Annotated in this window: 16 protein-coding genes; 11 read left to right on the top strand and 5 right to left on the bottom strand. The window is 37.8% G+C overall.

All coding sequences use genetic code 11. The features are described from left to right. The first annotated feature begins 173 nt into the window (after positions 1 to 173). Entirely contained in the window at positions 174 to 2,498 is a 2,325-nt protein-coding gene (pflB, locus tag WKI23_RS00445; protein WP_368078572.1) for a formate C-acetyltransferase, read from the top strand. A 262-nt stretch (positions 2,499 to 2,760) separates the two neighbouring features. On the opposite strand, the gene WKI23_RS00440 is transcribed toward pflB, so the two are convergent. From WKI23_RS00440 to WKI23_RS00430, 3 genes are all read right to left on the bottom strand, one after another. Next, positions 2,761 to 3,318, bottom strand: a complete 558-nt coding sequence (locus WKI23_RS00440) for a DUF6036 family nucleotidyltransferase (RefSeq protein ID WP_000359824.1) — start codon at positions 3,316 to 3,318, stop codon at positions 2,761 to 2,763. Then, a complete protein-coding gene (locus tag WKI23_RS00435) occupies positions 3,311 to 3,595 on the bottom strand; it encodes a hypothetical protein (RefSeq protein WP_050259685.1) in 285 nt (94 codons plus the stop codon). The genes WKI23_RS00440 and WKI23_RS00435 overlap by 8 nt, the downstream gene beginning before the upstream one ends. 1,079 nt (positions 3,596 to 4,674) lie before the next feature. Next, the gene (locus tag WKI23_RS00430; RefSeq protein WP_368078571.1) at positions 4,675 to 5,898 is read right to left on the bottom strand and encodes an ROK family transcriptional regulator; all 1,224 of its coding nucleotides are present in this window, start codon (positions 5,896 to 5,898) and stop codon (positions 4,675 to 4,677) included. Positions 5,899 to 6,065: 167 nt separating this feature from the next. Here WKI23_RS00430 and WKI23_RS00425 point away from each other — a divergent pair, with 167 nt between their 5' ends. The 5 genes from WKI23_RS00425 (at position 6,066) to WKI23_RS00405 (ending at position 12,958) form a co-directional block, all read left to right on the top strand. Then, the gene (locus WKI23_RS00425) at positions 6,066 to 7,388 is read left to right on the top strand and encodes a PTS sugar transporter subunit IIC (protein WP_001059750.1); all 1,323 of its coding nucleotides are present in this window, start codon (positions 6,066 to 6,068) and stop codon (positions 7,386 to 7,388) included. A 1-nt stretch (position 7,389) separates the two neighbouring features. Beyond that, the gene (locus WKI23_RS00420) at positions 7,390 to 9,276 is read left to right on the top strand and encodes a DUF4838 domain-containing protein (RefSeq protein WP_368078570.1); all 1,887 of its coding nucleotides are present in this window, start codon (positions 7,390 to 7,392) and stop codon (positions 9,274 to 9,276) included. A 167-nt stretch (positions 9,277 to 9,443) separates the two neighbouring features. Continuing rightward, positions 9,444 to 9,788: a PTS lactose/cellobiose transporter subunit IIA gene (locus tag WKI23_RS00415; protein WP_000836780.1), complete on the top strand. Its 345-nt coding sequence runs from the start codon at positions 9,444 to 9,446 to the stop codon at positions 9,786 to 9,788. 9 nt (positions 9,789 to 9,797) lie between these two features. Next, complete coding sequence (gene lacG, locus WKI23_RS00410) at positions 9,798 to 11,210, top strand: 6-phospho-beta-galactosidase (RefSeq protein WP_368078569.1); 1,413 nt, start codon at positions 9,798 to 9,800, stop codon at positions 11,208 to 11,210. A gap of 68 nt (positions 11,211 to 11,278) precedes the next feature. Then, positions 11,279 to 12,958 carry a PTS lactose transporter subunit IIBC gene (locus tag WKI23_RS00405; RefSeq protein ID WP_368078568.1) on the top strand — a complete coding sequence of 560 codons (1,680 nt, stop codon included), beginning with the start codon at positions 11,279 to 11,281 and terminating at the stop codon, positions 12,956 to 12,958. Between the two features lie 125 nt (positions 12,959 to 13,083). On the opposite strand, the gene WKI23_RS00400 is transcribed toward WKI23_RS00405, so the two are convergent. Together WKI23_RS00400 and trkA are read right to left on the bottom strand one after the other, a co-directional pair. Beyond that, positions 13,084 to 14,523 (bottom strand): TrkH family potassium uptake protein, encoded by a 1,440-nt coding sequence (locus WKI23_RS00400; protein WP_368078567.1) that lies wholly within the window; start codon positions 14,521 to 14,523, stop codon positions 13,084 to 13,086. A 3-nt stretch (positions 14,524 to 14,526) separates the two neighbouring features. Further along, the gene (trkA, locus tag WKI23_RS00395; RefSeq protein ID WP_368078566.1) at positions 14,527 to 15,876 is read right to left on the bottom strand and encodes a Trk system potassium transporter TrkA; all 1,350 of its coding nucleotides are present in this window, start codon (positions 15,874 to 15,876) and stop codon (positions 14,527 to 14,529) included. 187 nt (positions 15,877 to 16,063) lie between these two features. On the opposite strand from trkA, the gene WKI23_RS00390 reads away from it, so the two are divergent. The 5 genes from WKI23_RS00390 (at position 16,064) to WKI23_RS00370 (ending at position 20,841) form a co-directional block, all read left to right on the top strand. Next, positions 16,064 to 16,912, top strand: coding sequence for an SAM hydrolase/SAM-dependent halogenase family protein (locus WKI23_RS00390; RefSeq protein ID WP_176139370.1), 849 nt, complete (start codon positions 16,064 to 16,066; stop codon positions 16,910 to 16,912). Between the two features lie 18 nt (positions 16,913 to 16,930). Beyond that, on the top strand, positions 16,931 to 17,479 hold the full coding sequence (locus WKI23_RS00385; RefSeq protein WP_368078565.1) for an ECF-type riboflavin transporter substrate-binding protein: 549 nt from the start codon (positions 16,931 to 16,933) through the stop codon (positions 17,477 to 17,479). Positions 17,480 to 17,647: 168 nt separating this feature from the next. Continuing rightward, positions 17,648 to 19,330 carry an ABC transporter ATP-binding protein gene (locus WKI23_RS00380; RefSeq protein WP_368078564.1) on the top strand — a complete coding sequence of 561 codons (1,683 nt, stop codon included), beginning with the start codon at positions 17,648 to 17,650 and terminating at the stop codon, positions 19,328 to 19,330. Further along, positions 19,315 to 20,145, top strand: coding sequence for an energy-coupling factor transporter transmembrane component T (locus WKI23_RS00375; RefSeq protein ID WP_368078563.1), 831 nt, complete (start codon positions 19,315 to 19,317; stop codon positions 20,143 to 20,145). Before WKI23_RS00380 ends, WKI23_RS00375 begins: the two co-directional genes overlap by 16 nt. Positions 20,146 to 20,337: 192 nt before the next feature. Continuing rightward, positions 20,338 to 20,841 (top strand): tRNA (cytidine(34)-2'-O)-methyltransferase, encoded by a 504-nt coding sequence (locus WKI23_RS00370; protein WP_368078562.1) that lies wholly within the window; start codon positions 20,338 to 20,340, stop codon positions 20,839 to 20,841. The last annotated feature ends 34 nt before the right edge of the window (positions 20,842 to 20,875 follow it).

Raw genomic sequence — 20,875 nt, 5'->3', positions numbered from 1 at the left:
GGACTTTATTTTTTCAAAAATATAATACAGTTTGAAATAAAATGTAGACTGTTTTAGAAAAGAAAGTGTAAAAATAGGGAATTTTCACTTGTTGAAATCGGTTACTGTATGGTATACTTGACTCATGAATGTAACAGATGGTTGTTACTAGAAAGAAAAAAGAGGACATTAACATGGTTGTTAAAACAGTTGTTGAAGCACAAGATATTTTTGACAAAGCTTGGGAAGGCTTCAAAGGCGTAGATTGGAAAGAAAAAGCAAGTGTATCACGCTTTGTACAAGCTAACTACACACCTTATGATGGAGACGAAAGCTTCCTTGCAGGACCAACAGAACGTTCACTTCACATCAAAAAAATTGTAGAAGAAACTAAGGCTCACTACGAAGAAACTCGTTTCCCAATGGACACTCGTCCAACATCTATTGCTGACATTCCAGCAGGATTTATCGATAAAGAAAACGAAGTTATCTTCGGTATCCAAAACGATGAACTCTTCAAATTGAACTTCATGCCAAAAGGTGGTATCCGTATGGCTGAAACTACTTTGAAAGAAAATGGATACGAACCAGACCCAGCTGTTCACGAAATCTTCACTAAATACGTAACAACAGTTAACGACGGTATCTTCCGTGCTTACACTTCAAACATTCGTCGCGCTCGTCACGCTCACACTGTAACTGGTCTTCCAGATGCATACTCACGCGGACGTATCATCGGTGTTTACGCACGTCTTGCTCTTTACGGTGCAGACTACTTGATGCAAGAAAAAGTAAATGACTGGAATGCAATCGAAGAAATCGATGAAGAAACAATCCGTCTTCGTGAAGAAATCAATCTTCAATACCAAGCATTGCAACAAGTTGTTCGCTTGGGTGATCTTTACGGAGTTGACGTTCGCAAACCAGCTATGAACGTTAAAGAAGCTATCCAATGGGTTAACATCGCCTTCATGTCTGTCTGCCGTGTTATCAACGGTGCTGCTACATCTCTAGGACGTGTGCCAATCGTATTGGACATCTTTGCAGAACGTGACCTTGCTCGTGGTACATTTACTGAATCAGAAATCCAAGAATTCGTTGATGATTTCGTTATGAAACTTCGTACAGTTAAATTTGCTCGTACAAAAGCTTATGACCAATTGTACTCAGGTGACCCAACATTCATCACAACTTCTATGGCTGGTATGGGTAACGACGGTCGTCACCGTGTTACTAAGATGGACTACCGTTTCTTGAACACTCTTGACAATATCGGTAACTCTCCAGAACCAAACTTGACAGTTCTTTGGACTGACAAATTGCCATACAACTTCCGTCGCTACTGTATGCACATGAGCCACAAACACTCTTCTATTCAATACGAAGGTGTAACAACAATGGCCAAAGACGGATATGGTGAAATGAGCTGTATCTCATGCTGTGTGTCTCCACTTGACCCAGAAAACGAAGATCAACGCCACAACATCCAGTACTTCGGTGCTCGTGTAAACGTTCTTAAAGCCCTTCTTACTGGTTTGAATGGTGGTTACGACGATGTTCACAAAGACTACAAAGTATTTGACATCGACCCAATCCGTGACGAAGTTCTTGAATTCGAATCAGTTAAAGCTAACTTTGAAAAATCTCTTGACTGGTTGACTGACACTTACGTAGATGCTTTGAACATCATCCACTACATGACTGATAAGTACAACTACGAAGCTGTTCAAATGGCCTTCTTGCCAACTAAACAACGTGCCAACATGGGATTCGGTATCTGTGGATTTGCCAACACAGTTGACACATTGTCAGCTATCAAATACGCTACAGTTAAACCAATCCGTGACGAAAATGGCTACATCTACGATTACGAAACAATCGGTGAATACCCACGTTGGGGTGAAGATGACCCACGTTCAAACGAATTGGCAGAATGGTTGATCGAAGCTTACACTACTCGTCTACGTAGCCACAAACTTTACAAAGATGCAGAAGCTACAGTGTCACTTTTGACAATCACATCTAACGTTGCTTACTCTAAACAAACTGGTAACTCACCAGTCCACAAAGGTGTGTACCTCAACGAAGATGGTTCTGTGAACTTGTCTAAACTTGAATTCTTCTCACCAGGTGCTAACCCATCTAACAAAGCTAAAGGTGGATGGTTGCAAAACTTGAACTCACTTTCTAGCCTTGACTTTAGTTATGCAGCTGACGGTATTTCATTGACTACACAAGTATCACCTCGCGCTCTTGGTAAGACTCGTGACGAACAAGTTGATAACTTGGTAACAATCCTTGATGGTTACTTCGAAAACGGTGGACAACACGTTAACTTGAACGTTATGGACTTGAATGATGTTTATGAAAAGATTATGTCTGGTGAAGACGTTATCGTACGTATCTCTGGATACTGTGTAAACACTAAATACCTCACTCCAGAACAAAAAACTGAATTGACACAACGTGTCTTCCACGAAGTTCTTTCAATGGATGACGCCTTGGATGCATTGAGCTAATTAAGTTCTTGAATAATGAAAAGGAACCCTCGGTCAATCGACTGAGGGTTTTTGGGTTTGGGATAGAGTGAGCAATTCCTTCGGCGCAATATGCAATGTTTTTGGGAAAGAATAGTGAACCGAATCTGAAATAGTCCGCTGAAACGTCTCAAACAGTGCTAGAAATTGACTGGAATTCTCTAAGCGATTTGTTCCGATTTTATTTCATTCCATCATAAAAACAAGACGACTGGCTAATTGACAATCATCTTGTTTGATACTGTTAATAAAATTCGCGAAGTTTATCTTGATTTTCTTTAAAAAATTTTTCTAACCAATCCATACCATAAGCATAGCTAAAACCTTCTAATAGAACAGAGAGGTCAATAGTATCAAATCCCATGTCTTTTAAATATTTAAAGGTATCGAATGGTGAATGAAAGTTTTTGTATTTAATAATTGCACCAATATCTTTCAAATCCTGCTCCCTGATACTCATCATCTTCATTCCTAACACATACTCAATAGGGACTACTAAAACAGTCAGATTCTCAAATGAGTACAAGGATTCACATAAACTTAAGGGAGGTTGTTTGTTCATATTTGCAACATGATTGTTGAGCCATAACTCTTCGTGGGTGTTAAGATTAAACTGTTTTCCTACACGAGCAATAATTTCATTGATTTTCTGATTTTGGTCATAAAAAGCATCAACATCTTGTGTGGCACGTAAACCATGATATTCTAAGACATAACCACCTACACAGATAATTGTTAAAGTCAGATTTTCCTGAATTAATTCCTTATTTAGGGCTTGGAAGACCGGTTTCATTTTATCCATGTTTGTATTTCTCCATCAATTTTTGAACATTGGTTAACTTAGCAGGTTTATTTAATGAAATCACATATTTATGAGTTGGAGTATGCTCTTGAAAGGCATACTTCAAGCTAATTTTTTGAAAATGGGTTAGTTCTTTGGAGTCTAGCAACTTTTCTACATCTTGGTTTGTTAAATAAGAATAGTCTTCAAAAATAACTTTTCGCAAATAGCGAAACCAATGGCTTGCGTTGAATTGTGATTGTTTGGATGCCTGTATCATATAATCGTACCAATCCATTGTCTTCCTCCTATGAAATTTAGTTTATCTTATTGTAGTTTATATTTAAAAATGTAGTTTTTCTTAATTAGCTCGTATCTATAGGATGATACTGAAAATTTTCTTGTTGCTTTAAATCACAATCGAAAAATTTTGTTTTTCATCTTAGAAAAGAGTCTTTAGAAATGTAAAATGAACCTTTTTTCTTATCCAAAAACCTTACTAAAGTATATAATTTAGGAAGTCAATTCTGTATGATAATGTTTGTACTATCGTCGAGTTTTTGCTTGATTGCTTAACGAGATAAATTTTAGAAGAATTTTCGGTGTGATTTGACAAGCTTCTGACTGGAAGGATAGTTACACTAGTATTGTTTATTAAAATGAGGAGATAAAGAAAATTTGGAATCCATTTGCTTATTATCAATCGTTTTTTTAGCTTATTTGTCTTAGATTGGTATAGAACTGATTTATGGATTGATCCTCTTGTATCTTATCCTGTTCCTAAATATGTTGGTAGAAAAATGAAGCAGTTGTTACGAGTGTCTGTATTGGGAAAAATTTTATCTATACAATTCTTTAAATGATATGAAGGCTAGGAATGCCAAAACACTGACATATTTCGTTTGAATCTCATCCGATCTCTTTACTTGTATTTGTAGAAATGCTATCAGTAATATATTCGCGAACACTATGATTTATAACAGTGTGGTCGTACATCTTTGTAACTTTATTATACAACAACCATTTACAGGTGTAAAGTTGAGCAGTGTCTTTAGCAAATTTAGGGACTTGTTTTGTCACAGTTTTGATACCTATATTCGTTATTTCATGAGTATTTAACGTTCCTTTTCATGTAGGCATTTCAACAATTAGAATGATATTTTTCCGAGGATGAACTTATCTATTGTGACTTTTTAGAGTTACGATGTCTCTTGATCTGACTACCGCTATCAATTTCATCTATTTTTACAGTTTCATGCAACATAGCGAGAAGGCGGTTTCCTATATGGAAGTCGTCTCATTTTGTATTGTCTAACTATTCGATATTTACTACAGGTTATAGTTGATTTAAATAGGTGTATAGATTTCTAATATATATTAAGGTGAAATAATATCTTGTAAAACATTGCTATGTTCTATGAAAAAAGCGACGATAGCTAATGCACAAGCTCCTATACTTCCACGATGTTTGTTGTAAGGTAAAATTTCAATTTCTATATTACGAGTAAAAGGAACGAAGTGGAGCTGGTCTTGGATTTTATCCCTGACTTCATGAGTGAAAGGTTGATAATTAAGCAATTGACTGTTGATATAGATTTTATCAGCAGGATTGATGAGGAGAAGATTTGCAATAGAAGTGGCTAATAAATTAACTCCTTTATCAATTTGTTGGCGTAAAGCAGAGTCGCCTAAATTATAAGCCGTTAAAAGGGTGTCTAAATGAATGTCTTTTTCAGTCTTTACAAGACTTTTTAGTACAGTTAGTTGGGAATTTTTAAATAATAATTGGGCGTGTTTGATTAACCAAGCATCAGAAATATATGTTTGTAAACAACCTTTTTTTCCGCATTCACAATATTGCCCATTCAATTCGACAATGGTGTGTCCAATTTCTCCGATATAAGGATTTTTAGAGGCTCCTATTTTTTCTTTTGTGAAAAAGGAAGTGTAAATACCTAATCCAGCGTGTAGGAAAATAAAATTATCGGGGGTATTGTGTGGGTTAAAAAGGTATTGCCCTATAGCCATACAATCAATATTATTTTTTACAATAAAAGGAAAATTGAAATTTTTAATTACATTTAATAAATTAAACGATTCCCATATGGGGTTGTTTGTAATGATGCTTCCGGAGTCTTTGTTATAATGTCCAGGTATCGATAAGCCAAATCCAAGTAATTTTGTTTCTAAAGGGACGTACTCTATAGCTGTTTTTATCATATTGGTAATGGTGGAATTGATTTCTGAAATAGGATAATCTTCATTCAAAATTTCTGTCTCGAAAAGAGTTTTCCCTTGTAAGTCACATAGACTGAGAAAGATACCTAGGACGTTTATTTCAATACCTCCAACAACATAGGGGATATTATCTGTAATAGAAATAGTTTTTCTACGTCTTCCAGATCCGGAAAACTCGCTAAATTCATCACCAGTTTCGTATATGAGGGATTGTTCGCTTAGCTCTTTTATGATGTTAGTCGTTGTTGCTGGAGTAAGTCCTGTTTCATTAACAATATCTGTACGGGATGTTGCTGGATTTCGATATAGAAACTCCAGTATAGTGGCTCTATTGTGTAAAAAGGCTGATTGTTTTGTAATCATTTGTTTCCTCCTTTGGTTTATTTTATATTAAACATAAGAAAAAATCAATTAAAATTATTATTCTATACAAAGAAAAAAATATTGTAAAAACAGCAAAAAATATATTGACAACGCTTTCTGTTAGTGGTATATTTAATTTATAAAAAATAAAAAAAGGAGTTCCGGTGATGAACAATATTTTAACGTTTTTAGAAACGAAAGTCGCTCCGTTTGGTGAAAAAGTTGGCAACCAACGGCATTTGAAAGCTATTCGTGAAGGATTTATGATGGCAATGCCTTTGATTTTAGTCGGCTCTTTATTTCTTATTCTAATCAGTTGGCCTCAAGAGGCTTTTACAAATTGGCTGAATAGTGTTGGATTGCTAAGTATCTTGACAACTATGAATCAGTCAACAGTAGCGATTATCTCCTTGGTCGCTTGTTTCGGTATTGCCTACAGGTTGTCGGAAGGATATGGTACAGATGGTCCGTCTGCAGGGATCATAGCCTTATCCAGTTTTGTATTGATGGCCCCTCGTTTTTCAAGTATGGTTTATGATAAAAATGGGGAGCAGGTCAAGCAGTTATTTGGCGGCGCAATACCATTTTCTAGCCTGAATGCGTCTTCGTTGTTTATGGCGATTACCATTGGATTGGTTACAGCAGAGATTTATCGTATTTTTATCCAACGCGGAATTACGATAAAAATGCCAAATGGTGTCCCAGATGTGGTCAGTAAATCATTTTCAGCTCTTTTACCTGGTTTTACTACTTTTGTTTTGTGGGCTTTGGTCTTAAAAGGTCTGGAAGCAGCAGGAGTTGCAGGAGGTCTCAACGGACTTTTAGGTGCAATTGTTGGAACGCCGCTTAAGTTAATTGCAGGAACACTTCCAGGTATGATTTTATGTGTTATTGTAAACTCATTCTTTTGGTTCTGTGGAGTTAACGGGGGACAAGTTTTAAATGCTTTTGTAGATCCAGTTTGGTTACAATTTACTACAGAAAACCAAGAAGCTGTGGCTGCAGGACAAACCCTACAACACATTATTACATTACCGTTTAAAGATTTATTTGTATTTATTGGTGGCGGTGGAGCGACTATTGGTCTTGCGATTTGTCTCTTCCTATTTAGTAAGAGTCGTGCTAATAAAACATTAGGTAAGCTAGCTATTATACCGTCTATCTTTAATATCAATACAGCTATTCTATTTACGTTTCCAACGGTTTTAAATCCTATTATGCTGATTCCGTTTATTGCTACTCCTACAATCAATGCCTTGATTACCTATGTATCAATGGCTGTAGGATTAGTACCTTATACAACAGGTGTAATCCTTCCGTGGACAATGCCACCGATCATAGGAGGATTCCTTGCGACAGGGGCTAGTTGGCGAGGAGCTCTATTACAAGTTGTTTTGATTTTGGTTTCTGTAGCAATTTATTATCCATTCTTCAAAATTGCAGATAAACGCAATCTTGAAAAAGAAAAAGCTACTGTTGGAGGGAAATAAGATGGTTATCAGAGTATTTGATCAGCAGAAAAATGCTTATTCTAGCTTCGCCTTAGAGGAATTGAGTTACTATATGAATCGGGTCTTTAAGACTGACATAGAACTTGTCGAGGAGAAGGAAGCGGATATTTTTGTAGGATTAGTCAATAAAGAGGATAGAAAAGACCATGTTCTTATCTCATTAGACAAGGGTAAGGGAAGAATTGAGTCTAATACAATTGTAGGTTTACTTATTGGAATTTACCGAATGTTTCATGAATTTGGGGTTGTGTATACTAGACCAGGGCGCGGACATGACTTTGTTCCAGAGTTACGATTTGAAGATTTTTTAGATAAACAGCTATCTATAGATGAAACAGCCAGTTACTATCATAGGGGAGTATGTATAGAGGGAGCGGATTCATTTGAAAATATACTAGATTTCATTGATTGGCTACCTAAGATTGGAATGAACAGTTTTTTCATCCAGTTTGAAAATCCTTACTCTTTTTTGAAACGTTGGTATGAACATGAATTTAATCCATACCTAAATAAAGAACAATTTTCAAATGAATTAGTACAAGAATTGAGTGATAGGTTGGATAAAGAATTGCAAAAAAGAGGTCTTATTCATCATCGTGTTGGTCATGGATGGACAGGAGAGGTTTTAGGTTATTCTTCAAAATTTGGCTGGGAATCAGGTCTTAGTATTTCAGAGGAGAAGAAACCCTATGTCGCTGAAATAAACGGGAAACGAGAATTGTTTAATACGGCTCCGATTTTAACCAGCCTGGATTTTTCAAATCCAGATGTGGCGGATAAGATGGTAGAAATTATTACGGATTATGCCAAGAAAAGACCTGATGTGAATTACTTACATGTATGGTTGTCGGATGCTCGTAATAATATTTGTGAATGCAAAAACTGTAGACAAGAATTGGTTTCGGATCAGTATATTCGTATTCTCAATCAATTGGATAGGGCTTTAATGAGTGAGGGATTAGATACAAAGATTTGTTTTCTGCTTTACCATGAGTTGTTATGGGCACCTCAGAAAGAAAAATTAGATAATCCTGAACGCTTTACCATGATGTTTGCACCGATTACAAGAACATTTGAAATGAGTTATGCAGATGTAGATTTTGACAATTCCATACCTACGCCTAAACCTTATCTGCGTAATAAAATTATACTTCCGAATTCTCTTGAGGAAAATTTATCTTATCTTTTTGAGTGGCAAAAAACATTTAAAGGAGATAGTTTCGTATATGACTATCCTTTAGGGCGTGCTCATTATGGCGATTTAGGCTATATGAAAATTAGTCAAACTATTTACAGAGATGTATCTTATCTTTCAAACCTACATTTGAACGGTTACATTTCTTGTCAAGAATTACGTGCAGGATTCCCTCATAATTTTCCTAATTATGTTATGGGGCAAATGCTCTGGAAGAAGACAAGAAGTTATGAAGAATTGATTGAAGAATACTTTTCTGCTTTGTATGGGTCAAATTGGCAGTCTGTTGTTGAATATTTAGAAAAATTATCTAGTTATTCTTCATGTGATTATTTTAATGCAATTGGCAGTCGTCAAAATGATGTTTTAGCGAATCATTATTATATAGCTTACAATCTAGCTGATAATTTTTTGCCAATTATTGAGGAAAATATTTCTAAATTAGTGAATAGTCAAAAGGATGAATGGAAACAGCTCAGTTATCATCGTGAATATGTTGTTAAGATGGCGAAGGCTTTATATCTTCAAGCAACCGGAAAAACAAGGCAAGCTCAAGAAGAATGGAGAAATGTGTTGAATTATATCCGTGGGCACGAACTGCTATTCCAATCTAATTTGGATGTTTATCGTGTAATTGAAGTAGCAAAAAATTACGCTGGTTTCCACTTATAAATCATAAGTATAGAAAATGAACCAAGGTATTCAGAGAAGATTGATCCTAAATATTATGAAATTTAAGGATTTTTAAGATATTTAGGGTCAACTTTCTATTTATATCGTAGCGAAGTCATTTTAATAATGATGTGTAAAAGATGGATCAAGATTGAGGAGGAAGAAAGATGAAATCAAAAGAAGAAATAAATATGCTTGGTTTTACAATTGTTGCTTACGCAGGAGATGCAAGGTCAGATTTGATGGATGCTTTAGCATTTGCGAGAGATGGATATTTTGAACAGGCAAGAGAATTGGTTGAGTCTGCAAACGACTCAATAGTGTCTGCCCATCGAGAACAGACTAATTTATTAGCGGAGGAGGCATCTGGAGATAATTTTGAAGTGAGTTTTATCATGATTCATGGTCAAGATACCTTGATGACAACGATGCTATTGTATGATCAGGTCAAGTTTTTTATTGATGAATATGAACGAATTCGAAAGATTGAAGAACATATTGGCTTGCAATGAGGATTGGTCATGGAAAATTTACAGGTTAATGCCCTACCAAAAGAGTTTTTATTAGGAGCAGCCACCGCTGCTTATCAAGTAGAGGGTGCAACTAGGGTAGATGGCAAAGGAATAAATATGTGGGATGTTTATTTGCAAGAAAATAGTCCGTTCTTACCAGATCCAGCTAGTGATTTTTATCATCGTTACGAAGAAGATATAGCCTTGGCGGCAGAACATGGTTTGCAGGCTTTGCGCTTATCTATTTCTTGGGTTCGCATATTTCCTGATATAGATGGGGAGCCTAATATATTGGCTGTTCAGTATTACCATAGAGTATTTCAGTCCTGCTTAAAACATAATGTGATTCCGTTTGTTTCTTTACATCATTTTGATTCGCCTCAGAAAATGTTAGAAACAGGGGATTGGTTGAATAGAGAGAATATTGATCGTTTCATACGATATGCTCGCTTTTGTTTCCAAGAATTTACAGAAGTCAAGCATTGGTTTACAATCAATGAACTGATGTCTCTTGCTGCAGGCCAATACATAGGAGGCCAGTTTCCTCCGAATCATCATTTTCAATTATCTGAAGCAATTCAAGCGAATCATAATATGTTGTTGGCGCATGCTCGTGCAGTCCTCGAATTTCATCAATTAGGGATTGAGGGAAAGGTAGGTTGTATTCATGCTTTAAAGCCAGGCTATCCTATTGATGGGCAAAAAGAAAATATTTTGGCAGCTAAACGGTATGATGTTTATAATAATAAATTTCTATTAGATGGAACTTTTTTGGGCTACTACAGTGATGACACGCTTTTCCACTTGAATCAAATATTGGAAGCTAATAATTCTAGCTTTATTATAGAAGATGGTGATTTAGAAATTATGAAAAGAGCTGCACCTCTTAATACGATGTTTGGGATGAATTATTATCGTTCAGAATTTATTCGTGAATACAAAGGTGAAAATAAACAACAATTTAATTCAACAGGAATAAAAGGACGCAGCTCTTTTAAATTAAATGCTCTAGGTGAATTTGTAAAAAAGCCTGGTATTCCGACAACAGATTGGGATTGGAATATTTATCCTCAAGGGTTATTTGATATGTTGCTTCGTATCAAAGAAGAATATCCTCAACATCCTGTCATTTATTTAACTGAAAATGGTACAGCCCTTAAAGAGGTTAAGCCAGAGGGCGAGAATGATATTATTGATGACAGTAAGAGAATCCGTTATATTGAGCAACATTTACACAAAGTTTTAGAGGCTCGAGATAGGGGAGTCAATATTCAAGGCTATTTTATATGGTCTTTGCAAGATCAATTTTCTTGGGCGAATGGCTACAATAAGCGATATGGTCTTTTCTTTGTTGATTATGAGACACAGAAGAGATATATTAAGAAAAGTGCTCTTTGGGTAAAAGGGCTAAAACGGAATTAAGGTTAGCGATTTGAATGATGTTTAATATGTTTTAAATATGAGGTTGAATTTTTTATAGGAGGAGTTTTATGGATAAGCTAGTCGCTGCCATTGAAAAGCAACAAGGGAAATTTGAAAAAATTTCTACTAATAATTATATGATGGCTATTAAAGATGGATTCATTGCTACTATGCCTTTAATTATGTTTTCAAGCTTTTTGATGATTATTATTATGATTCCTAAAAATTTCGGAGTAGAGTTACCGAGTCCAGCTATTGTCTGGATGAGAAAAGTGTATATGTTAACCATGGGAGTTTTGGGTATTATTGTTTCAGGGACTGTTGGAAAGTCATTGGTTGGAAATGTTAATAGAAAAATGCCTCACGGAAAGGTAATAAATGATATTTCTGCAATGTTGGCAGCCATATGTAGTTATCTGGTATTAACTGTAACGCTTGTAGTTGATGAGAAGACGGGATCTACAAGTTTGTCGACAAACTATTTAGGATCTCAAGGATTGATAACTTCGTTTGTCAGTGCCTTTATTACTGTAAATGTTTACCGATTCTGTATTAAGCGAGACATTACTATTCATTTACCTAAGGAAGTTCCTGGGGCTATATCACAAGCTTTTAGAGATATTTTTCCTTTTTCTTTTGTTTTACTTATTAGTGGTTTGTTAGATATTGTATCTCGGTTTAGTTTAGATGTTCCTTTTGCCCAAGTATTTCAACAACTATTGACCCCTATTTTTAAGGGTGCAGAATCATATCCTGCTATGATGTTGATTTGGTTTATGTGTGCTTTGCTTTGGTTTGTTGGAATTCATGGACCATCTATTGTCTTACCTGCTGTTACAGCTTTACAACTGAGCAATATGGAAGAGAATGCTCAACTTCTTGCAAATGGGCAGTTCCCTTATCATTCTTTAACACCTAATTTCGGGAATTATATCGCTGCTATTGGAGGAACGGGGGCTACCTTTGTTGTACCATTTATTTTGATTTTCTTTATGCGGTCTAAACAATTAAAATCGGTAGGTAAAGCTACAATTACTCCTGTTTTATTTGCGGTAAATGAACCTCTTCTATTTGGTATGCCTGTTATTTTGAATCCCTATCTTTTTGTCCCTTTTTTGATGACTCCACCAGTGAATGTATTTCTAGGAAAGGTCTTTATTGATTTCTTTGGAATGAATGGATTTTATATCCAGTTACCTTGGGCCTTTCCTGGTCCCTTGGGATTGTTAATTGGAACGAATTTTCAACCTATCTCCTTTGTATTTTTATCTTTGATGTTAGTTGTCGACATATTGATTTACTTGCCATTCTGTAGAGCGTATGATAGACAGTTATTGATGAAAGAAGATGTTGCAAGCTCAAATGATATTATTTTAGAGGAGGATACAAGTGAAATAATGCCTGGTGAGTTAGATAAAATAAAAAGTAAGGAGTTGAAAGTACTGGTTCTTTGTGCAGGATCTGGAACAAGTGCGCAATTAGCCAATGCAATTAACGAGGGCGCTCAATTAGCAGAAGTTAGAGTGATTGCGAATTCAGGAGCGTACGGAGCTCATTATGATATTATGGGTGTTTATGATTTGATCATTTTGGCTCCACAAGTTCGGAGTTATTATAGAGAGATGAAGGTGGATGCAGAAAGATTAGGTATTCAGATAGTTGCTACTAGAGGAATGGAATATATTCATTTAACAAAGAATCCGAGTAAAGCCTTACAATTTGTATTGGAGCATTATCAAGTTATGTAGTCAGTTTTTCCATCTTTTCTTTAAGTAAGGACTATGCGTAAAGAAAAGATGGGATTTAAAATCGTTCCCCCTTTTTTAATATAAAAATCCCTCTTTCACAATTGTAAAAAGAGGGATTTTATATTTTATCTCTTAGACCAAGTTCTCTTCATAAAGAGAAGGAGGATTGGGTAAATCTCTAATCGCCCTGCAATCATTGCAAAGGAGAGGAGAATTTTTGAGATAGGGCTAAAGATTGAGAAACTAGATGTTGTTCCTAGAATGGGTCCGATATTATTGAAACAGCTAAAGACAGCACTGGTTACGACCAGAAAATCATTGCTATCTAGGCTGACAATAAAGATAAGTGCTAGCAAAATCATAGAATAGATGACAAAGTACTTGAGAATCTTATGCTGGGTATCTTTGTCAATCACCGTTTTATTAACATGGAGGGTCAAAACACGGTGGGGTGATAGGATTGATAAAATCTGATTTTTAGCAATTTTTGAAAGGATGAGGCCTCGAATAACCTTGAGTCCACCTGCGGTTGAACCAGCAGAGCCACCGATTGCCATGAGGAAGAGGAGGATAAACTGGGAGAAGAGGGGCCAGTTGGTAATATCTCCATATCCAAAACCAGTTGTTGTAATGATGTTGGAAACCTGGAAGAAGGCCATTTCAAAACTCTTTGAAAATCCCGGGTAGAGGTAGAGGGTATTGAGGCTGATCAAGCCTGTAGAAAGCAGTACAATGACCAAGTAAGCTCGAAGTTCTTCGTCACCAAAGAAGGCCTTGACGCGACGGAGCATGAGGTAGTAGTAGAGGTTGAAATTTACCCCAAAAACTAGAACACCGATACTAACTAGATAGGTAATCAGTGAGCTACCATAGTGAGCAATTCCGTCGTTATAGACTGTAAAACCTCCTGTACCAGCTGTCCCCATAGCGATGACAAAACTATCAAATAGGGGCATGCCAGCTAGATAATAGATAATCACAAAAAGAGAAAAGAGAGCTAGATAAAGGAGATAGAGAATCTGGGCAGTGTTTTTGAGTTTGGATACAACCTTACCGAAAACAGGACCTGGAACCTCAGCCTTCATCACTTCTAGGTGGCTATTCTTGGCATTGTCCATAATAGCAAGTGCAAAAACAAGCACTCCCATCCCTCCAATCAAGTGGGTAAAACTTCGCCAGAAGAGGAGGGAACGACTGAGGATCGAAACGTCGTTCAGAATAGTGGCTCCAGTAGTTGTAAAGCCAGAACTAATCTCAAAAAAGGCATCAATAACGCTGGGAATTTGCCCAGCAAAGACAAAGGGGAGACCACCAAAGAAAGACCAGAGGATCCAACAGAGGGCAACAATTAAGATTCCCTCCTTGGCATAAATTCGTTGATTTTTTGGTTTCTGCAAACTCCCTGAACCGCCTAGTAATACGAGAATCCCTATGGTTGAAAAGAGGGCTGTAAAGACTTGGCTCGATTCACGGTAATAGATAGCAACAGCCACAGGAACCAGAAGAAGAACAGCTTCAATCAAAAGCAACTTTGAAAGGAGATAACGAATCATACTTTTATTCATCTCTTACCTCGCGATCAAGTCATAAATCTTGGTGATATTCGGCAACAAGGTTGTTACTAGAAGCTTGTCTCCGACTTCTAGCATATCCTCTCCAGTAGGGAAAATCGTTTTGCCTTTTCGAATGATGGCTGCAATAAGAACTCCTTTTTTCAGTTTGAGTTGGGAAAGAGGTTTGGCAGTCATTTTATTGGCTTCTTTGATATGGAATTGCAGGGTTTCGATTTGACCATTTGCTAGATGGTGCATGGCTTGAAGGTCTGAATACTGGGCATTAACCCGACCTCTAATAAAGTGCATGATTGTATCTACAGCGATGATTTTAGGTGTGATGATACTTGAAAAATCAGGCGCATGGATAATTTCAAGGAGACTAGTTCTGTTAACCTTGCTAATATTTTTTTGCACTCCGATACTATCAAGGAACATAGAGGTAATAATATTCTCTTCGTCAACTCCTGTTAGGGTTGCTACTGCATCATAGTTTTGAGCACTTTCTTCTAGTAAGATATCTTTTGCGGTACCATCTCCTTGGACAATATAGAGATTAGGGAATTTCTCACTAAAGAAACGTGCTCTTTCAGAATTAATCTCGATGACTTTGGTATCGATACGACTGTCTTTGAGAATACCTAGTAGATAATAGGCAATTCTTCCAGCCCCGACGATGAGAAGGCTCTTCACAGCACGAGATTTGAAATAATTATGGAAGAGCATCATATCAACACGGTTACCAGTGACAAAGATTCTATCTTTATCCTGTATAGTCATGTCACCACTTGGAATGATAATTTGATGATCCCTCTCTATTGCACAGACAATGACATTGCCAAATTTTTTCCGAAAATCAGAAATGGGCATTTGGCAAAGACAGCTAGTGGATTTGACGACAAATTCCATGAGGCTAACGCGTCCACCAGCAAAGCGTTCGACAGAGAGGGCGTTGGGGAAGTCAATGATATTAGCGATGGCGCGGGCAGCCAAGAGCTCAGGGTTAACGATAAGAGAAAAACCGAGAATATTCTTTTCTTTGAAATAAGAGTTAGAATACTCAGGATTACGCACCCGAACGATAGTCTCTTTAGCCCCCATTTTCTTGGCTAGAACGGCTGCAATCATGTTTACTTCATCGTACTCAGTCAGGGCGATAAAGATGTCACAATCTTGGACGCTGGCTTGCTCAAGGATGGTAAAATCCGCCCCGTTACCAAGGATACCTATGATATCAAAGCGATTGACAATATGATTGAGGACGGCTTCGTCTTGTTCAATCAGCAAAACATCGTGCTTTTCTGCAACCAAGGAGCGACAGAGGGCAAAACCAACTTTTCCCCCTCCGACAAGGATAATTTTCATAATAAAACCTACTTTTTCATGATGTAACTATCATACCTTTTTTCAAGAAAAAATGCACCTACTAGCTAATAACAAGAGCTTTTAGTGAAAATTTGTTATAAGGTAAAACTATACCCTAACCAATTGAAATAGCTATTAGCGACTTTCTATGAAATATGGTATGATAAAGGGTACACAAGGAGACAAAATGAATAATAATTTATTGGTACTACAATCAGACTTTGGTCTGGTAGATGGTGCGGTATCGGCTATGATTGGAGTGGCTTTAGAAGAGTCTCCAACCTTAAAAATCCATCACTTGACGCACGATATCACGCCTTATAATATTTTTGAGGGGAGCTATCGTCTCTTTCAGACGGTGGATTACTGGCCTGAGGGAACGACTTTTGTATCGGTGGTTGACCCAGGTGTCGGTTCGAAACGTAAGAGCGTGGTTGCTAAGACTGCCAAAAATCAATACATTGTCACGCCAGATAATGGGACGCTTTCCTTTATCAAGAAACACGTTGGCATTGTAGCTATTCGTGAGATTTCTGAAGTGGCCAATAGACGTCAAAATACAGAGCATTCTTATACTTTTCATGGTCGAGATGTCTATGCCTATACTGGGGCTAAACTAGCAAGTGGTCACATTACTTTCGAGGAAGTGGGGCCAGAACTTAGTGTGGACCAGATTGTAGAGCTTCCAGTCGTAGAGACAATCATTGAGGATCATCTGGTGAAGGGAGCCATTGATATTCTGGATGTGCGTTTCGGTTCGCTTTGGACCTCTATCACACGAGAAGAATTTTACAAACTGGAACCAGAATTTGGTGACCGTTTTGAAGTGACTATTTATCATGCAGATATGCTGGTCTATCAAAATCAGGTCGTCTATGGCAAATCATTTGCAGATGTGAGAATTGGGCAACCCATCCTTTACATCAACTCTCTCTATCGTTTAGGTCTGGCTATCAACCAAGGTTCTTTTGCCAAGGCCTATAATGTAGGTGTCGGTTCATCTTGGACCATCGAAATAAAGAAAATAGAAGGATAAAATAGGAGAATAAATAGTATGGAAATCAAATTTACAATTAAACAAGTTGTTGCTGTCGGAATTGGCGCTGCCCTCTTTGTCGTCATCGGGATGATCAATATTCCGACCCCTGTTCCAAATACAAGCATCCAGCTTCAGTATGCGGTACAAGCGCTACTTTCTATTATTTTTGGACCGATTATCGGTTTGCTTGTCGGGTTGATTGGTCATGCAATCAAGGACTCTCTTGCTGGCTATGGTCTGTGGTGGACTTGGATTATCGCTAGCGGGCTCTATGGTCTAGTTGTGGGACTATTCAGAAAGTATGTTCGCGTGATCAATGGTGTCTTTGACTGGAAAGATATTCTTATTTTTAACCTCATTCAACTACTTGCAAATGCCCTTGTTTGGGGTGTCTTGGCACCACTTGGAGATGTTGTGATTTATCAAGAAGCAGCAGAAAAAGTATTTGCCCAAGGGATTGTTGCGGGAATTGCTAATGGTGTATCTGTAGCTATTGCAGGAACTCTTCTCTTGCTTGCCTATGCAGGAACTCAAACTCGTGCAGGAAGTTTGAAAAAGGATTAACATAAGGGAAAAGGCTGGGCAACCGGTCTTTTTCGATGTTTATAGACTAGTTAGGCAAGCAAGATATGATAGGACTCTTTTTGGAGCTAAGTTTTTAAGAAAAGAGACTGCAAGAAGGGCTTGATTTATGATAAAATAGAAGTCTAAGAAGCGAATGAAGAGAGTAAGATGAAAGAAGCTATAATTGAGTGGAAGGATTTCTCTTTCCGGTATGAAACACAACAAGAACCGACCTTGCAAGGAGTGGACTTGACTATTTATAAAGGAGAGAAAGTCTTAATTGTTGGCCCATCTGGGTCAGGTAAGTCTACCTTGGGTCAGTGTTTGAATGGGATTATTCCCAATATTTACAAGGGGCAGATGTCTGGAGAATTTTTGATCAAGGGGCAAGCAGCCTTTGATATGAGCATCTACGATAAATCTCATCTGGTCAGCACGGTTTTGCAGGATACAGATGGGCAGTTTATCGGCTTGTCCGTAGCAGAGGATTTGGCTTTTGCTCTGGAAAATGATGTGACAGCTCTAGATAAGATGAAAAATCGTGTTCATAAATGGGCTGAAAAGCTGGACCTTATTTCTTTACTGAATCAGCGTCCTCAGGATTTGTCTGGTGGACAAAAGCAGCGAGTTAGTCTAGCTGGTGTCTTGATTGATGAGAGTCCGATTCTTTTGTTTGATGAACCACTCGCCAATCTGGATCCCAAGTCAGGTCAGGATATTATTGAATTGATTGACCAGATTCATAAGGAGGAGGGGGCGACGACTCTTATTATCGAGCACCGTTTAGAGGATGTTCTGCATCGCCCTGTCGATCGGATTGTCTTGATAAACGATGGCCGTATCCTCTTTAATGGGAGCCCTGACCAGTTACTAGCGACTGATTTATTGATACAAAATGGAATTCGGGAACCCCTTTATCTAACCACTCTCCGTCAATTAGGTGTGGATTTAGTCAAGGAAGAACAGTTAGCAAATCTGGATAACATGTCTATCTCAAAAGGCCAGGTTCAGTTGCGGACGGAACTGGTAAAAGAGACACCAGATTTGCAGTCACTCTTTAAATTAGAGGATCTGTCTTTTTCTTATGATGATAGACCGATTTTAAAATCCCTACATTTAGATATTAAAAAGGGTGAAAAGATTGCCATTGTCGGAAAAAATGGAGCAGGGAAATCAACCCTAGCCAAGGCTTTAAGTGCTTTTATTCAGACGGAAGGCCGCTATCTTTGGGACGAACAGGATATCAAAGGAGATTCTGTTGCAGAGCGGGCGGAACGAGTAGGCTATGTGTTGCAAAATCCCAATCAAATGATTTCAACCAATATGATTTTTGATGAGGTGGCTTTGGGACTTCGTTTGCGAGGTGTGGACGAGAAGGAAATTGAAACGAAAGTCTATGAAACCTTGAAAATCTGTGGACTTTATGAATTCCGTAATTGGCCCATTTCTGCCCTTTCGTTTGGACAGAAAAAACGTGTCACTATTGCATCGATTTTGGTTTTGGGAGCTGAAATTATCCTCCTAGATGAGCCGACTGCGGGTCAAGACCAGAAGAACTATACTGAGATTATGGAATTTCTTGAAGAGTTGCATCAAAAAGGGCATACCATTGTCATGATTACTCATGATATGCAATTGATGCTGGATTATTCAGACCGAGCTCTTGTCATGGTGGATGGGGAATTGATTGCCGATACTGATCCAGCTAGTCTGTTGAGCAATCCTGAGTTGTTAGTAAAAGCCAATCTAAAAGAGACCTCTATCTTCAACTTGGCCAAGAAACTAGATGTGGATCCACTTGCTTTAACGGCATTTTACAAAGAAAGGAGAGAAGGATGCAAGCTAAATTAATTGGTTACCAGCATAGAGATACTGTGATTCATCGCTTGTCAGGAGCTGGGAAACTTCTCTTTTTCATTCTCGTGTCATTGGCGGCCATGATTAGCTATGATACCAGACTGCTTGTTCTGATTGCCATCTTTTCGGTCTTTCTCCTCTATCTGTCAGAAATCCGTTTTAAAGATGTTTCCTTTGTAGCCGTTTTTGCGACGGTATTTGCCGTTTTAAACGTCTTGATGGTCTATCTCTTTTCTCCCGAGTATGGGGTTGGACTTTACGGAGAGAGAAGTATGATTTGGCAGGGAATCGGTGCCTATACCCTAACCAGCCAGGAGCTCTTTTATCTGCTAAATTTGGCCATTAAGTATCTTTGCACCATTCCTCTGGCTATTATCTTTTTGATGACAACTCATCCTAGTCAGTTTGCATCCAGTTTAAATCAAATTGGTGTACCTTATAAGATTGCCTATTCTGTCAGTCTGACCTTGCGTTATATTCCAGATTTGCAGGAAGAATTCTTTACCATCAAGATGTCTCAGGAGGCGCGTGGGATGGAATTATCCAAGAAAGCTTCTCTTATGCAACGAATCAAAGGCAATCTGCGCATTATTACTCCCTTGATTTTTAGCTCGTTAGAACGCATTGATACCATCGCTACAGCCATGGAGCTTCGTCGCTTTGGAAAAGAGAAAAAACGCACTTGGTATAGTTATCAGGCCTTGAAAAAAGGAGACTATCTTACCTTGCTCTTGGCAGCTGTGTTTTTAGTAGCTAGTTTACTACTTATCTTGCAGAATCAGGGACGATTTTACAACCCTTGGAAATAGCTTGAAAAAATTGAAAAAATCAAGTCGTTTCTATTGACAATGATTCTGAAAGTGTTATACTAAGAAAGTAGTTTCGCTGATTTACTTCAAACCTGTTGTGAGGTAAGTTAACGATGCCTTAACCACGCTGTTTGCTGAGCTTGACTCCGGGCAGTGTGGCTATTTTTTTGCAATGGTGAAAGGAAGCAAGTCATGACAAATCACATTGTATTATTTGAACCTCAAATTCCACAAAATACAGGCAATATCGCGCGTACTTGCGCTGCGACCAATTCTCCCCTCCACATCATCAAGCCTATGGGCTTTCCTATTGATGATCGCAAGATGAAGCGGGCTGGATTGGATTATTGGGATAAGCTAGAGATTTATTTTTACGACAGTTTAGAGGATTTCCTGTCTCAGATGAAGGGAAAACTCTATCTGATTTCAAAATTCGCGGAAAAAGTCTATTCTGAGGTGGATTTATCGACTGATGAGGACCATTATTTTCTTTTTGGGCGTGAAGATAAGGGCTTACCTGAGGACTTTATGCGAGAACATCCTGAGAAGGCTCTCCGTATTCCTATGAACGATGAACACGTCCGCAGTCTTAATGTGTCTAATACCGTCTGCATGATTGTCTATGAGGCTCTCCGCCAGCAGAACTTTGCAGGTCTTGAGCTTGTTCATACCTATGAAGTGGATAAATTGAAATAAAAAATGAAAATGAACAAAATGCTTGCGCTTGCAA

Source organism: Streptococcus pseudopneumoniae, from assembly GCF_038148955.1.
Taxonomy (GTDB): Bacteria; Bacillota; Bacilli; order Lactobacillales; family Streptococcaceae; genus Streptococcus; species Streptococcus pseudopneumoniae_T.
The sequence above is the reverse complement of the archived record's forward strand: the minus strand, read 5'-3'. Positions and strand labels throughout refer to the sequence as shown.

Bases quoted from the DNA above. Each gene is read 5' to 3' on its own strand.
- WKI23_RS00370 (WP_368078562.1), top strand. From the start codon at position 20,338: ATGACAAATCACATTGTATTATTTGAACCTCAAATTCCACAAAATACA.
- trkA (WP_368078566.1), bottom strand. From the start codon at position 15,876: ATGAAAATTATCCTTGTCGGAGGGGGAAAAGTTGGTTTTGCCCTCTGT.
- pflB (WP_368078572.1), top strand. From the start codon at position 174: ATGGTTGTTAAAACAGTTGTTGAAGCACAAGATATTTTTGACAAAGCT.
- WKI23_RS00380 (WP_368078564.1), top strand. From the start codon at position 17,648: ATGAAAGAAGCTATAATTGAGTGGAAGGATTTCTCTTTCCGGTATGAA.
- WKI23_RS00430 (WP_368078571.1), bottom strand. From the start codon at position 5,898: ATGATTACAAAACAATCAGCCTTTTTACACAATAGAGCCACTATACTG.
- WKI23_RS00440 (WP_000359824.1), bottom strand. From the start codon at position 3,318: ATGGATAAAATGAAACCGGTCTTCCAAGCCCTAAATAAGGAATTAATT.
- WKI23_RS00435 (WP_050259685.1), bottom strand. From the start codon at position 3,595: ATGGATTGGTACGATTATATGATACAGGCATCCAAACAATCACAATTC.
- WKI23_RS00390 (WP_176139370.1), top strand. From the start codon at position 16,064: ATGAATAATAATTTATTGGTACTACAATCAGACTTTGGTCTGGTAGAT.
- WKI23_RS00385 (WP_368078565.1), top strand. From the start codon at position 16,931: ATGGAAATCAAATTTACAATTAAACAAGTTGTTGCTGTCGGAATTGGC.
- WKI23_RS00425 (WP_001059750.1), top strand. From the start codon at position 6,066: ATGAACAATATTTTAACGTTTTTAGAAACGAAAGTCGCTCCGTTTGGT.
- lacG (WP_368078569.1), top strand. From the start codon at position 9,798: ATGGAAAATTTACAGGTTAATGCCCTACCAAAAGAGTTTTTATTAGGA.
- WKI23_RS00375 (WP_368078563.1), top strand. From the start codon at position 19,315: ATGCAAGCTAAATTAATTGGTTACCAGCATAGAGATACTGTGATTCAT.
- WKI23_RS00420 (WP_368078570.1), top strand. From the start codon at position 7,390: ATGGTTATCAGAGTATTTGATCAGCAGAAAAATGCTTATTCTAGCTTC.
- WKI23_RS00405 (WP_368078568.1), top strand. From the start codon at position 11,279: ATGGATAAGCTAGTCGCTGCCATTGAAAAGCAACAAGGGAAATTTGAA.
- WKI23_RS00415 (WP_000836780.1), top strand. From the start codon at position 9,444: ATGAAATCAAAAGAAGAAATAAATATGCTTGGTTTTACAATTGTTGCT.
- WKI23_RS00400 (WP_368078567.1), bottom strand. From the start codon at position 14,523: ATGAATAAAAGTATGATTCGTTATCTCCTTTCAAAGTTGCTTTTGATT.